Source organism: Mesorhizobium sp. P2_F8 (assembly GCF_056403655.1).
On sequence record NZ_JBFUFB010000011.1, the window covers coordinates 59,670 to 72,960 of the forward strand.

17 protein-coding genes are annotated in these 13,291 nt (G+C 62.6%); 7 read left to right on the forward strand and 10 right to left on the reverse strand.

Translation table 11 applies throughout. The features are described from left to right. Window positions 1-13: 13 nt before the first annotated feature. The 5 genes from AC1DZP_RS25310 to aat all read left to right on the forward strand — a co-directional run bounded on the left by AC1DZP_RS25310 (window position 14) and on the right by aat (window position 3,869). Entirely contained in the window at window positions 14-817 is an 804-nt protein-coding gene (locus tag AC1DZP_RS25310; protein WP_095090708.1) for a DsbA family protein, read from the forward strand. A 148-nt stretch (window positions 818-965) separates the two neighbouring features. Beyond that, window positions 966-1,400, forward strand: coding sequence for a type II 3-dehydroquinate dehydratase (gene aroQ, locus AC1DZP_RS25315; protein ID WP_095090709.1), 435 nt, complete (start codon window positions 966-968; stop codon window positions 1,398-1,400). Between the two features lie 26 nt (window positions 1,401-1,426). Then, on the forward strand, window positions 1,427-1,885 hold the full coding sequence (gene accB / locus AC1DZP_RS25320) for an acetyl-CoA carboxylase biotin carboxyl carrier protein (RefSeq protein WP_095091675.1): 459 nt from the start codon (window positions 1,427-1,429) through the stop codon (window positions 1,883-1,885). Between the two features lie 10 nt (window positions 1,886-1,895). Next, window positions 1,896-3,239 carry an acetyl-CoA carboxylase biotin carboxylase subunit gene (accC, locus tag AC1DZP_RS25325; RefSeq protein WP_477306163.1) on the forward strand — a complete coding sequence of 448 codons (1,344 nt, stop codon included), beginning with the start codon at window positions 1,896-1,898 and terminating at the stop codon, window positions 3,237-3,239. Window positions 3,240-3,251: 12 nt separating this feature from the next. Beyond that, window positions 3,252-3,869 carry a leucyl/phenylalanyl-tRNA--protein transferase gene (aat, locus tag AC1DZP_RS25330; RefSeq protein WP_477306165.1) on the forward strand — a complete coding sequence of 206 codons (618 nt, stop codon included), beginning with the start codon at window positions 3,252-3,254 and terminating at the stop codon, window positions 3,867-3,869. Between the two features lie 11 nt (window positions 3,870-3,880). On the opposite strand, the gene AC1DZP_RS25335 is transcribed toward aat, so the two are convergent. The 3 genes from AC1DZP_RS25335 to AC1DZP_RS25345 form a co-directional block, all read right to left on the reverse strand. Next, on the reverse strand, window positions 3,881-4,267 hold the full coding sequence (locus AC1DZP_RS25335) for a hypothetical protein (RefSeq protein WP_095091676.1): 387 nt from the start codon (window positions 4,265-4,267) through the stop codon (window positions 3,881-3,883). A 75-nt stretch (window positions 4,268-4,342) separates the two neighbouring features. After that, complete coding sequence (locus AC1DZP_RS25340; RefSeq protein ID WP_477306167.1) at window positions 4,343-4,957, reverse strand: DUF2155 domain-containing protein; 615 nt, start codon at window positions 4,955-4,957, stop codon at window positions 4,343-4,345. A 141-nt stretch (window positions 4,958-5,098) separates the two neighbouring features. Continuing rightward, the gene (locus AC1DZP_RS25345; protein WP_095090713.1) at window positions 5,099-5,497 is read right to left on the reverse strand and encodes an NADH:ubiquinone oxidoreductase subunit NDUFA12; all 399 of its coding nucleotides are present in this window, start codon (window positions 5,495-5,497) and stop codon (window positions 5,099-5,101) included. Window positions 5,498-5,723: 226 nt separating this feature from the next. Between AC1DZP_RS25345 and panB the strand changes: the two genes are divergently transcribed. Together panB and panC are read left to right on the forward strand one after the other, a co-directional pair. Continuing rightward, window positions 5,724-6,566: a 3-methyl-2-oxobutanoate hydroxymethyltransferase gene (gene panB / locus AC1DZP_RS25350; RefSeq protein ID WP_477306169.1), complete on the forward strand. Its 843-nt coding sequence runs from the start codon at window positions 5,724-5,726 to the stop codon at window positions 6,564-6,566. Then, window positions 6,563-7,414 carry a pantoate--beta-alanine ligase gene (gene panC / locus AC1DZP_RS25355; RefSeq protein ID WP_477306171.1) on the forward strand — a complete coding sequence of 284 codons (852 nt, stop codon included), beginning with the start codon at window positions 6,563-6,565 and terminating at the stop codon, window positions 7,412-7,414. Before panB ends, panC begins: the two co-directional genes overlap by 4 nt. Window positions 7,415-7,435: 21 nt before the next feature. Here panC and AC1DZP_RS25360 read toward each other — a convergent pair whose 3' ends face one another. The 7 genes from AC1DZP_RS25360 to AC1DZP_RS25390 form a co-directional block, all read right to left on the reverse strand. After that, window positions 7,436-7,780 carry a VanZ family protein gene (locus AC1DZP_RS25360; RefSeq protein ID WP_457153304.1) on the reverse strand — a complete coding sequence of 115 codons (345 nt, stop codon included), beginning with the start codon at window positions 7,778-7,780 and terminating at the stop codon, window positions 7,436-7,438. A gap of 178 nt (window positions 7,781-7,958) precedes the next feature. Next, window positions 7,959-8,657, reverse strand: coding sequence for an AIM24 family protein (locus tag AC1DZP_RS25365; protein ID WP_095090716.1), 699 nt, complete (start codon window positions 8,655-8,657; stop codon window positions 7,959-7,961). A 161-nt stretch (window positions 8,658-8,818) separates the two neighbouring features. Continuing rightward, window positions 8,819-9,301: an N-acetyltransferase family protein gene (locus tag AC1DZP_RS25370; RefSeq protein ID WP_477306173.1), complete on the reverse strand. Its 483-nt coding sequence runs from the start codon at window positions 9,299-9,301 to the stop codon at window positions 8,819-8,821. A gap of 11 nt (window positions 9,302-9,312) precedes the next feature. After that, on the reverse strand, window positions 9,313-10,008 hold the full coding sequence (locus tag AC1DZP_RS25375) for a hypothetical protein (RefSeq protein ID WP_457153306.1): 696 nt from the start codon (window positions 10,006-10,008) through the stop codon (window positions 9,313-9,315). Beyond that, on the reverse strand, window positions 10,005-11,510 hold the full coding sequence (gene gatB / locus AC1DZP_RS25380; RefSeq protein ID WP_477306175.1) for an Asp-tRNA(Asn)/Glu-tRNA(Gln) amidotransferase subunit GatB: 1,506 nt from the start codon (window positions 11,508-11,510) through the stop codon (window positions 10,005-10,007). Before gatB ends, AC1DZP_RS25375 begins: the two co-directional genes overlap by 4 nt. A 210-nt stretch (window positions 11,511-11,720) precedes the next feature. Then, window positions 11,721-12,152 (reverse strand): CBS domain-containing protein, encoded by a 432-nt coding sequence (locus AC1DZP_RS25385; RefSeq protein WP_184870665.1) that lies wholly within the window; start codon window positions 12,150-12,152, stop codon window positions 11,721-11,723. Between the two features lie 89 nt (window positions 12,153-12,241). Next, window positions 12,242-13,003: a rhomboid family intramembrane serine protease gene (locus tag AC1DZP_RS25390; RefSeq protein ID WP_477306177.1), complete on the reverse strand. Its 762-nt coding sequence runs from the start codon at window positions 13,001-13,003 to the stop codon at window positions 12,242-12,244. Window positions 13,004-13,291 lie beyond the last annotated feature (288 nt).

The following is a 13,291-nucleotide window of genomic DNA, read 5'->3' on the forward strand; positions in this document are numbered from 1 at the left end:
AGGAACAGGAACGATGAAAAAGGCACTGCTGCTGGGCACCACGGGGGCCGTGGCCGCCCTGGCCATGCTGGCTTTCGGATTCGTGGCCGGAAACCCACAGATTGCCAAGGCCGGTACGGCGCAGCCGGCCCAGACGGCAGAGGCCGACACCAAGATCGACCGCACCGAGGTCGAAGGCATCATCCGCGACTATCTGTTGAAGAACCCGGAAGTGCTTCTGGAGGTTCAGGACGCGCTCGAAGCCAAGCAGAAGGAAGAGCAGCGCATCGCCCATATGGGTGTCATCAAGGATGCCAAGGACCAGATCTTCAACTCGGCCTTCGACGGCGTCGTCGGCAACCCGAACGGCAAGGTCACCATCGTCGAGTTCTACGACTACAATTGCGGCTTCTGCAAACGCGCCATCGACGACATGCGGGCGCTGACCAAGTCCGATCCGGACCTGCGCTTCGTGCTCAAGGAATTCCCGATCCTCGGACCGGATTCGCAGAAGGCGAGCGTGGTTTCGATGGCGTTCCACCTGATGAAGCCGGAAAAGTATGGCGAGTTCCACAACGCACTGCTCGGCGGCCAGGGACGCGCTACCGAGGCGGCGGCGATCAAGATCGCGCTTTCGCTCGGCGCCGACGAAGCGACGCTGCGCGAGAAGATGAAGGACCCGTCGATCAACGAGGCCTTCTCCAAGACCTACGATCTTGCCAACAAGCTGGCGATCACCGGAACGCCGTCTTATGTGGTCGGCAACGAGGTGGTGTTCGGCGCGCTTGGACAGGAAGTGCTGGCTGAAAAGATCGAGGCGGCGAAAGCCGCGCTCTGATCTTGCTCACGAGCGCATTCTCACGGGCACATTCCGCGCGTTGTGGACAGTGAAAGAACGCACTTGCGCTCTTTTCGCAGGCGTCTATGCCCATTATAGAGGGCCCAGCGCGCCGGCTTGATGTCGGCGCCGGGAAAGGTCGGCTTTTTTGAAAACGGTTTTCGTCCTGAACGGTCCCAATCTCAACGCGCTCGGCAAGCGCGAGCCGGGCATCTATGGCGGCAAGACGCTTGCCGCGATCGCCGAGGACTGCAAACAGGCCGGCACAGCACTTGGGCTCGAGATCGATTTCCGCCAGTCGAATCACGAGGGCGACCTTGTCGACTGGATCCAGGAAGCTGGCGACAAGGCCGCCGGCATCGTCATCAATCCAGGCGCCTACAGCCACACCTCGATCGCCATCCACGACGCCATCCGCGCCATCGCGCCGCTGCCCGTCGCCGAAGTCCATCTTTCCAACATCCATGCGCGGGAACCATTCCGCCACGTGTCCATGGTCGCGCCGGTTGCCGTCGGCATGATCTGTGGCTTTGGGCCGCTCGGCTACACGCTGGCCCTGCAGGCGCTGGCCGCACGCCTATGACCGGCCAACAAACAGAAGGCTCGAAAATGTCGATAAAGAAGACCGGTGTTGACCAGCAGCTGATCCGCGACCTGGCGGGCATACTGAACGACACCAACCTCACCGAGATCGAGGTTGAACTGGGCGACCTGAAGGTGCGTGTTTCGCGGCAGGCCCCGGCCGTGCACGCGATCGCGGCACCGCAGCCGGCCTATGCACCGTCATCCGCCCAGCCCATTGCCGCGGCAGCCCCGGCAGTGGTCGACGTGGCGAAGAACGCGATCACCTCGCCGATGGTCGGCACCGCCTATCTGGCGCCATCGCCCGACGCGAAGGCGTTCATCGAAGTCGGTCAGAAGGTCAAGGAAGGCCAGACGCTGCTGATCATCGAGGCGATGAAGACGATGAACCAGATTCCTTCGCCGCGCTCCGGCACGGTGACGGCGATCCTGTTCGAGGATGCGACGCCGGTCGAATACGGCATGCCGCTCGTCGTGATCGAGTAGAGCGGGCCGGATGTTCCAGAAGATCCTCATCGCCAATCGCGGCGAAATCGCGCTTCGGGTGCTGCGCGCCTGCAAGGAACTCGGCATCCAGACGGTGGTGGTGCATTCAACCGCCGACGCCGATGCCATGCATGTGCGGCTCGCCGACGAAAGCGTCTGCATCGGGCCGCCGCCATCGCGCGACAGCTACCTCAACATCCATCAGATCGTCGCGGCCTGCGAGATCACCGGCGCCGATGCCGTGCATCCGGGCTATGGCTTCCTGTCGGAAAACGCCAAGTTCGCGGACATCCTGGCCGCCCACAACATCACCTTCATCGGCCCGTCCGGCGACCATATCCGCATCATGGGCGACAAGATCGAGGCCAAGCGCACCGCAAAACGGCTCGGCATTCCGGTGGTGCCCGGTTCGGACGGTGCGGTCACCGATGAAAAAGAGGCCAAGCGCATTGCCGGCGAGATCGGCTATCCCGTGATCATCAAGGCGTCGGCCGGCGGCGGCGGACGCGGCATGAAGGTGGCGCATAGCGAAGCCGACCTCGAGGTCGCCCTGCAGACGGCGCGCTCGGAGGCCGGTGCTGCCTTCGGCGACGATGCCGTCTACATCGAGAAATACCTGGAGAAGCCGCGCCACATCGAGGTGCAGGTGTTCGGTGACGGTTTTGGCCGCGGCGTGCATTTCGGCGAGCGCGATTGTTCGCTGCAGCGCCGCCACCAGAAGGTCTGGGAAGAGGCGCCCTCGCCGGCCCTCAATGCCGAGGAGCGCGCGCGCATCGGCGGCGTCTGCGCCAAGGCGATCGCCGACCTCGGCTATTCAGGCGCCGGCACGATCGAGTTCCTCTACGAGAATGGCGAGTTCTATTTCATCGAGATGAACACGCGCCTGCAGGTCGAGCATCCGGTGACCGAAGCGATCACCGGCATCGACCTCGTGCACGAGCAGATCCGCGTCGCCTCGGGCGGCGGACTTTCGGTCAAGCAGGAAGACATCAAGTTCAACGGCCACGCCATCGAATGCCGTATCAACGCCGAGGATCCGCGCACCTTCACCCCCTCGCCCGGCACGATCACCCACTTCCATACGCCGGGCGGTCTCGGCATCCGCGTCGATTCCGGCGTCTATTCCGGCTACAAGATCCCGCCCTACTACGACAGCCTGATCGGCAAGCTGATCGTGCATGGGCGCAACCGCGTCGAGTGCATGATGCGGCTGCGCCGCGCGCTGGATGAATTCGTCGTCGACGGCATCAAGACGACGTTGCCGCTGTTTCGCGATCTCGTCGGCAATGCCGATATCGCCAATGGCGACTATGATATCCACTGGCTGGAAAAATATCTGGCCAAGGAAGAGTAGTCCGGGGACGCGATGACCCGCCCCTTCGCGCCCGGCTATCGCATCCCGACCGACCTTTTGCTCAAGGCCTACGCCTCGGGCGTGTTCCCGATGGCCGAAAGTGCCAGCGATCCGGAGGTGTTCTGGGTGCGGCCGGAAACGCGCGGCATCATCCCGCTTGATGGTTTTCACACGCCGAAAAGCCTCAGGAAAACGATCAAGAAGCATTCTTTCGACATCCGTTTCGATTTCGATTTCGAAGCGACGATCGACGGCTGCGCCGAAAGGCGCGAGGAGCGCCGCTCGACCTGGATCAATGCGCCGATCCGCGAAGCCTATGTCCAGCTGCACCGGATAGGGCATTGTCATTCGGTCGAGGCTTGGCGCGAGGACCGGCTGGTCGGCGGCCTCTACGGCGTATCGCTTGGCCGGGTGTTCTTTGGCGAAAGCATGTTCGCCAGGGAGACGGACGCTTCCAAGACCTGCCTTTATTATCTCGTCGAGAGGTTGAAGGCGCGCGGCTTCGCTCTGCTTGATACGCAATTCACCACCGAGCACCTCAAGCGATTCGGCGCGGTCGACGTGCCGCGCGGAAAATACGAGAAGATGCTGGCCGACGCGCTGAAGGGCGAGGCCGTATTCTACCCGTGACGATCGGCCTTCTACTTCCCGGCCGCGGCTTCCAGCGGCGTCTGCGAATGGAACATCATCTTCCAGCCGTTGACTCGATGGACATAGCCGGTACTGACCAGCGCCGCGTAGGGCTCGCCGTTCTCACGCGTCGCATGCGCCTCGTAGGTCAGCATGACGATATCGCTGCCCGGCTCAATTATTCCCTTGAGCTCAATGTCCAGATCGCGCCAACGGTTGGGCTTGGTTGCGGTCTTGGCGAGATCGGCATTGTCCATGGCCTGTGCCATCTGTGGAAACGCCACCAGGCACTCGGTGTCGGCATTGGCCGCGTAGTAGGCCGCGTCACCCGTCCAGAACCCTTTTTCGAGTTCGAGCAATTCCGCCTTGCCGGCGGTGATCCGCTTGCTGTCTGACATCGGAATATCCTCCATGCGCATGAATGCGCGGTCGTCCGTGGTCCAACGCATGGTGGCCACGACGGTTCCAGAGGATCAGTTGGCTTCGGTGGTATCCGGTTCCGTGGTATCCGGTTCCGTGATAGCCGGCTCCGTGGCATCGGGCTGTACCACGTCCGGAGTGGCGGCAGGCTTCGGCTTGGCCGCGGCAGACTTCGACGCGTCGGCTTTGGTCGCGTCAGCCTTGGCGGCGTCGGGCGCCGGCACATCCGACTTCTGCTTGCATTCCTTTAGCCAGACGTCATAGACGGCATGCTCGACGGCGTTGAGGCCAGGGCTTTCGGCAAACATCCAGCCGGTGAAGATGCGGCGGATCTTTCGGTCGAGCGTGATCTCGTCGACTTCGACGAAGGAATCGGTCTTTGGCTCTTCGGTCTGTGGCCGCGAATAGCAAACGCGCGGCGTCACCTGCAAAGCACCGAACTGCACCGTCTCGTCGATATAGACATCGAAGGTGATGATGCGGCCGGTGATCTTGTCGATGCCGGCAAACTCGGCGATGGGATTGGTGACCCGGTCCGATCCTGCGGGCGCCGTCGGCGCCGGTGCAGCGGGTGCCTGTTCAGGCGAAGCGGCAAAGGCCGCGGTGCTGACGGCAAGACTGGCGGCTAGCGCCAGGCCGCCCGTCGATATTCGGTTGAAAAAGCTCATCTAGGGGTACCGGTGGTTCGCGCCCGGGTGATTCTGTCGATCGCCAAGGCTAGTCGCCGTTTTCTGATCAGCAAGCAGCTAAACACCAATTGTGGCGACAAAGGACCGGCCTTCACCTTGCGCGGTTACAAGTCGGGGCCGTTACGATCCGGGTGTCCAGGCGTCATAGTCGCCGGTGACCTGCGGGCGATGCTGGTTGGTCAGCACCGAGCCTTTCGGGCGGTAGGCCGCCGGGGTGCCGGTCAGATTGGGCTGATGCGGCTTCTGCCAGTCGCGGGGCTTGTAGGTCTCGCTGGCGGGCGCGACATCGACACGGTGATGCATCCAGCCATGCCAGCCGGGCGGTATCGCGGAGGCTTCCGAATAATTCCGGTAGATGACCCAGCGGCGCGTGCGGCCCTCCGAATCGATGCCGCCTTCGTAATAGACATTGCCTGTCTCGTCCTGGCCGACCTTCTTGCCGTGCCGCCAGGTGTGCAGGCGCGTTCCCAGCGTCTGGCTGTTCCACCAGGTGAAAAACTGCGTAAGGAAAGTCTTCATCTCAGAACCCTCGCGCCGGCAGCGCCCGTTTCCTGCTTATGGCGTCAGGCCTTCCGGAAGGCAAGGGTTTTGCCGCAAGGTGCACGCAAATGGCTTGCCGGAAACCCGACACAAGCCCGTGATCCTCTCGACCGCAAGATGCACGCTTGCCAAGCCATTGCGGTCTTTCTAAAGCTTTGCGCGCCCAGCCGGTATCCAACCCGCTGCAGGCCGACGGAGGTGACGATTGGCCACAGAAATGCCGACCACCGACATTCGCATCAGCGCAAACGCGATTCGGCGCCGCAAGGGCGGCACACCGATTGTCTGCCTCACCGCTTACACCTATCCCATCGCCCGCCTGCTCGACGACCATGTCGACCTGCTCCTGGTCGGCGATAGCGTCGCCATGGTGCTGCACGGCCACGAGACGACGCTAGGCGCTTCGCTCGAGATGATGATCGCGCACGGGCAAGCGGTGATGCGCGGCGCGGCCAAGGCCTGTGTCGTCGTCGACATGCCGGCCGGCACCTATGAGGATTCGGCGGCGCTGGCCGTTGCTTCGGCGCGGCGGATGATCGACGAAACCGGCTGCCAGGCGGTTAAACTCGAAGGCGGCGTCGACATGGCCCGGCAGATCGCCGCAATCGTCGCTGCCGGCATTCCGGTGATGGGACATATCGGCCTCCAGCCACAATCTGTCGAGAAAGACGGCGGCTACAAGATCAAGGGCCGTACCGAGGAGGCCGTCGCGGCCTTGGTTCGCGACGCACTCGCGGTCGAAAGCGCCGGTGCGTTCTCGGTGGTCATCGAAGGCACGGTCGAGACCGTCGCCGCCGACATCACCCGCCGCATCGCCATTCCAACCATCGGCATCGGCGCCAGCAGCGACTGCGACGGCCAGATCCTGGTCATCGACGACATGGTCGGGCTGACCGTCGACCGCGTGCCGAAATTCGTCAAGGAATATGCCGACCTGCGCAGCGTCATCTCACACGCCGCCGAACGCTACGCTGCGGAGGTGCGAAGCCGGACGTTTCCCGGCCCCGGCCATGTCTTTTCGGCGACAAAGCACGGGGATGACGCATGAGCCGGCCCGTCATCGTCGACAGCGTTGCCGCACTGCGTGCGCAGATCCGCGACTGGCGGCGCGACGGCCTTCGTGTCGCCATGGTGCCGACCATGGGCGCATTGCATGACGGGCACATCTCGCTGGTCAGGATCGCACTCGAAAGGGCCGATCGCTGTGTCGTGTCGATCTTCGTCAATCCGACGCAGTTCGCGCCGACGGAAGACCTCGACAAGTACCCGCGCCAGCTCGCCCACGACCTCGATCGGCTGAAAGCGGCCAAGGCCGACCTTGCCTTCACACCAACGGTTGGCGAGATGTATCCCGCCGGCTTTACTACCAGGATCTCGGTCGGCGGCCCCTCCGCCGGGCTAGAATCGGACTTTCGGCCGACGTTTTTCGACGGTGTCGCCACCGTCGTGGCAAAGCTCTTCCTGCAGGCAACGCCTGACTGCGCGATCTTCGGCGAGAAGGACTACCAGCAGCTTTGCGTCGTCAGGCAGCTCTGCCGCGACCTCGACCTGCCGGTCGAGATCATCGGTGCACCGACGATCCGCGACGCACATGGTCTCGCCATGTCGTCACGCAACGCCTATCTCGATGAAGCCGAACTCAAGATCGCCCGCCAACTCAATGTGATATTACGCGACACGGCGGTGGCTTTGACGGCAGGTGCCGACCAAAACGACGCAACCGCGGAGGCCAGCCGTGCCCTGGTCGCGGCCGGCTTCCGCAAGGTCGACTACGTCGAGGCCCGTGAAAGCCTGACGCTTGCGCCGTGGCGTCGCGACCGTGAGGGGCGCGTGCTTGCGGCCGCCTGGCTCGGCAAGACGAGGCTGATCGACAATCTGGACGTTCGCTCCATCTAGCGCGGCGGTTTGCTGCCGCGCCTACCTCTCTCCCATTCGTCCGCTGGGCCTGACGAACAGTTGCCCCACAAAGATCCCAACAATTCCGGCTGATGCTTTCACGAGTGCATCGGCAAACTGCGCGTGGCGACCGGGATCAATGATCTGAAGCAGTTCCAGGACGCCGGCGGTCACAATCACGAAGATCGCAGCTTGATACAGACGGTTGGGGAAGCCGAGCGCCAGGACGAAGCCCAAGAGCACATAAGCCAAGGCGCGCTCAACATTGGCCTCGGCTATGTGTGGCCGCATCTGGATCGGCGACAGGGTTGAGAAAATGATGATGGCGAGCAGCACCAGCGCTGCAATGCGGGATAGTTTGGTCATGTTCCTGCATATCCGTCGTGAGCCGGCGCAGCAAACGCCGAGATGACGCATGGCCGTGTGCGGAACCGATGACGGCCAGCAATGCCGGTGAAGCGTAATGTCAGCGCAGGTCGCCCCGGCTCCCGCGCCGGAGCCATGCCCCCAAACCTGTGAAGATCGCGAACCATCTGATCGCCGCCTATTCCTCGGTCGGCATGTGCAGATACATCGACTGGATGCCGACCCGGCCCGGCCCGGTGAAGCGGTTGACGATGAAATTCATGTTGGCGCCGAAGAAGCCGCTCGACAGGCGATCGATCTTGGTCTCCATCCTGACCGAGACATCCTTGAACAGCCAGCCGCCGGGCTCGATGTCGATGGTTTCGCCGGCGGCGAGCGTTTTCTCGAAGACGTTGCCGTAGCCGTGCAGCCAGACGATGCCATCGCCGGCATCGCCGCGAAAGCGGTCGATGAAGAAGCCGCTCTGGCCAAACAGCATCGTCGCCAGGCCGCGCACGCGCTCGAAAGTGTACTCGACGTTGCCGGTGGCGGCGAGAAACTGGTGCTCGCGCACCTGGATCTCCTCGCCACGCCTGAGATGGATCGGCACGATATGGCCAGGCCCGTCGCGGCTGAAGGCAATGATCCCCGCTCCGGACGCTTCGGTGACGAAGATCTGCATGCCGGCCATCATGCGCTTCAGCGCACCCTTCAGCGATTTCAGGCCGATGTTGATGGTCGAGTTCTTCCACAGCAGGATGTGATGCTCGAAATAGACCGGCATGCGCGTCACATCGACCGAAAGCACGGGCACCAGTTCGCCGGCGATATGATAAGTGACGCCGCCAAAGGTTTCGTCCGACACCTGTGTCGGCATCAGTTCCGGCAAGCTCGGCATGAAAATCCCCCCAACGCTGTCCAACACAAGCGTCCGTCTGTTCCGGCTTCCAGCAGGGTCAGCTGAAGGAGCTTTGCTGCGGGACTTTCAAGCCGTCAAACGAAAATAGGGCTTTGTCGTGGTGCTCGCGCGAAGGTGATCGAGATACGCCGGCAGGTACGTCAGCCGGCAAGAGCCCTGATGTAGACGCGCGTAGGATGTCCGAAGGCCCCGGTATGTTCGCCGACATCGGCGGATGGCACGAAGCCGTTTGCCTCGTAGAAGGCGATGGCTCGGATGTTCTGTTCCTCCACCTCCAGACGGATGGCGCGGGCCTCTGGGAAGCTTTCGATGACCTCATCGAGCAGCATGCCGCCGATGCCTCGCCCCTGCAGGCTGGGCAGCACGTAGAGCTGCTTGAGCATGATCAGTTCGGCGCCTTCGGCAAAAGCCATGCCGCCGATCAGCTTGCCATCATCGGCCACCAGGAATTCCGAGTTCGGCCGCGTCAGCCGCGACCGCAGCGAGGAAATCGAGTGCCAGCCGTCGGTGATCTCGGTCACCTTGGCAGCGCCGTAGATTGCGTCATAGGTCGCATGCCAGGTTTCGACCAGCAGCGCACGCACTGCGGCAAGGTCGCGTTCCCCGGCGGTGCGAACGAACATGGTTCTCCCCCCTATGTTGCGACCGGCTTGCGCCGGAAGTCGGCCACGGCAAGCAGCACCACCCAGACGAGAAGCACCATGCTGCCCGGCATGTTGGCCGCCATGGCGGTGCCGGAGAAACCGGTTGCAGCAGTCGCAAAACCACCGACCAGAACACCCACGGCACCGACACCGCCGAGCAACGACAGCCACAACGGACTGCGCCTGGCCTGGCGCAGGGCGACATTGGCGAGCAGAACCGTCAAGCCGAGCAGCATGGCGCTGATCGCGGCAAAACCGACTTCGATCTGGCGTACGGCGAAGGCGGCGCTGAACAACGATGGCTTTGTCGCCGCATCGGCCATCGCCCAGGCATTGACCACCGCTTTCAGCGCAATGCCATCGACGGCCTGCAAGGCAGCTGCCGCCGCCAGCGACGCCGCGCCAAACAGGATCGTCAGAAGAGCCCAGCCGCGTGGCGGGCCGTCCGACAGACGGCCAAGGATCAGCACCAGGCCTGCAACCATCGACAGAACGCCGGCGAGCTGTGCCATGTGGCTGAACAACCAGATGTGGTCGGCGGCATATTCACCGAAGGCGGCAAGCGCGTCATTCGGGTCTTCATGCATCGGATGCAGCGACGTGCCGACAAAAAGCAGCACGGCGCCGGCAATCAAAAGGGCCGACGAGACGCTAGCCGGGTTGCCGGGCTTCGCGTCTCCGCTCATTGATCCGCGATGCCGAGCTTGGCCTTGACGAGGTCGTTGACGGCTTGCGGGTTGGCCTTGCCGCCGGTCGCCTTCATCACCTGGCCGACGAACCAGCCGGCCATGCTCGGCTTGGCGCGGGCCTGTTCGACCTTGTCGGGGTTGGCGGCGATCACCTCATCCACGGCCTTCTCGATGGCGCCGGTGTCGGTGACCTGCTTCATGCCACGGCTTTCGACCAGCTGGCGCGGATCGCCACCCTCGGTCCAGACGATCTCGAACAGGTCCTTGGCGATCTTGCCGGAGATGGTGCCATCCCTGATCAGGTCGATGACCGCGCCGAGTTGGTCGGGCGAAACCGGAGCGTTTTCAATATCCTTGCCGGCCTTGTTCAATTGCCCGAGCAGGTCGTTGATGACCCAGTTGGCGGCAAGCTTGCCGTCGCGGCCGGCGGCCACCTTCTCGAAATAGTCGGCGATCGGCTTTTCTGAGACCAGGATCGACGCATCATAGGTCGACAGGCCGAGCGAAGCGATCAGCCGCGCCTTCTTGTCGTCCGGCAATTCCGGCAATTTCCCAGCCAGCGCGTCGACATAGGCCTGATCGAACTCCAGCGGCAAAAGGTCGGGATCGGGGAAATAGCGATAGTCGTGCGCCTCTTCCTTGGTGCGCATCGAGCGCGTCTCGCCCTTGACGGCGTCGAACAGCCGCGTTTCCTGATCAATCTTGCCGCCATCCTCGAGAATGGCGATCTGCCGGCGTGCCTCATAATCGATGGCTTGGCCGATGAAGCGGATCGAGTTGACGTTCTTGATCTCGCAGCGCGTGCCGAACTCTCCGCCCGGCTTGCGCACCGAGACGTTGACGTCGGCGCGCATCGAGCCTTCATCCATGTTGCCGTCGCAGGTGCCGAGATAGCGCACGATGGTGCGCAGCTTGGTGACATAGGCCTTGGCTTCATCGGCCGAGCGCATGTCCGGCTTGGAGACGATCTCCATCAGCGCCACGCCGGAGCGGTTGAGGTCGACATAGGACATGGTCGGATGCTGGTCGTGCATCGACTTGCCGGCATCCTGCTCCAGGTGCAGCCGCTCGATGCCGACCTCGATGTCCTCGAACTCGCCCTGACGATCCGGACCGACCGAGACGATCACGGTGCCCTCGCCGACGATCGGCTGCTTGAACTGCGAGATCTGATAGCCCTGCGGCAGATCCGGATAGAAGTAATTCTTCCGGTCGAAGACGGACTTGTGGTTGATCTGCGCCTTCAGGCCAAGGCCGGTGCGGATCGCCTGCTTGACGCATTCCTCGTTGATGACAGGCAGCATGCCCGGCATGGCCGCATCGACGAGGCTGACATTGGCATTGGGCGCAGCACCGAAAGCGGTCGAGGCGCCGGAAAACAGCTTTGCCTCCGAGGTGATCTGAGCGTGGACCTCGAGCCCGATGATGATCTCCCAGTCGCCGGTGGCGCCGGGGATCAGGCGTTTTGCATCGGGGGTACGGGTGTCGATGAGGGTCATGATGGCCTGCGACTTGCGGTGACTGAACTCACATTTGAACGTGAATTTCACGTCGAACGTGGAAGTCATTCGCTAGTGCAAACCGCCAAAAGAGACAAGCGTAAAGCCACGGCCTGGCCTTTTCAGCCGCCTCGAACCCGAGCGGGATCGACCACAGCCAGACCTCGGCTCCGCCGGTCGGTTCGCCGGCCGGCGGTTTCCGTTCACCGCTCAAGCGGTGGCGATGTAGGCCCTGATCTCGTCGGCCTCGCGCTCGACGTCCTCGATACGGCGCTTGACCACGTCGCCGATGGACACGATGCCATCGAGCATACCGTCCTTTTCCACCGGCAGATGGCGGAAGCGGCCCTTGGTCATGATCTCCATCACCTCGTTGACGGTGTGGTTCTCATTGCAGATCTTCACCTTCGGCGTCATCGCCGAGCGCACGGCGATATCGAGCGCGGCTCCACCTTCCCTGGCGACCACCCGCACGATGTCGCGCTCCGAAAGAATGCCGACGATCTTGCGATCGCCATTGGTGATGACCAGCGCGCCAATCTTGTGTTCGGCCAGGATGCGGATGGCTTCGCTCAGCTTTTCGTTCGGCCCGAGCGTCAACACGTCATGGCCTTTCTTCTCGAGAATTGCCTTAACCGTCATGGCGTCCTCCTCCTCTGCTTTGCCTGCCGGTTCCTGCCCTGACCGGCTTCACATAAGAGTGAACATGGTGCGCCGTCATCGGTTGCATTTCAAGTGCGGCGGTCGGTGGTGTCCCATTCAGGCGCCTGCCATGGTCGGTCGAACCAGCGCAGGCCGAAGAAGCCGGCGACAAAGCCGCCAATATGGGCCTCCCAGGCTATCTGGCCGTCAATTCCGGGGGCAAAGCCGAGAAGGCCAGTGGCGAGGTTGATGATCATCCACACGGCTAGGAAGATCACGACGCCGCGCGAGCGCAGGACGATGGCGATTGGCAGCACGGGGCCGGCGAAGGCAGCCTTGCCGGCCGACGAGCGCTGGGTGTGGAAACCGAAACGCGCGGCAGCGCCCATCATGCCGGAAATAGCGCCCGATGCCCCGACCAGCGGGGCTTCGCCGTACGGATGCATGGCCCAGAAAAGCGCAACCGAAGCCAGCCCGGTCACGGCAAAGAACAGCGAAAACCGGAGCGGCCCCAGGCGATTTGCCAATGGCGAACCGAAAGCGGCGAGCCAGACCATGTTGATGGCAATATGGGCAAAGCTGCCATGCAGGAAGGCGTAGGTGAACGGGCGAGTGAAAAGGAACCAGTCGAAGCCGTATTTGCCGGTGTAGAGAACAGGGATGAAGGCCCCGTCGTAGAGCAGCGTCAGTTGCTGTTCCTGCGTCAGCACGTACTGCTGCAACAGGTAGACGACCGCGCATATGCCCATCACCGCGAGCACGACAGGTGGCAGATTGAACACCGGCTCGCGCCGCTGTTCGGGTCCATCCTCGATCGGCTCGATTTCCGAGGGGCCTTCCGGTTCGCTCATATGAAATTGCACTCAAGCAGGGATTCGGGTTCGAGCATCTAGATCACCCCCGAACGAACCGCAAACGGCGAATCGCCTCATCGCGAATCAAAAAAAAGCCGCTCAAGGTTTCCCTTGAACGGCCGGTCGAGCCCCCTGCTCCCCCTAAAACTCTTAACTGAAGTGCTGCCGATCGTCGCGAAACGACCGCTTCTGGAGTGGTTTTTGTGTGCCATAGGGGCCGCTTCGCTGCAACGTCAACCAGTTGTTAACCTTAACGGCCCCGACCCGTGAACAAGTGTTAACGAC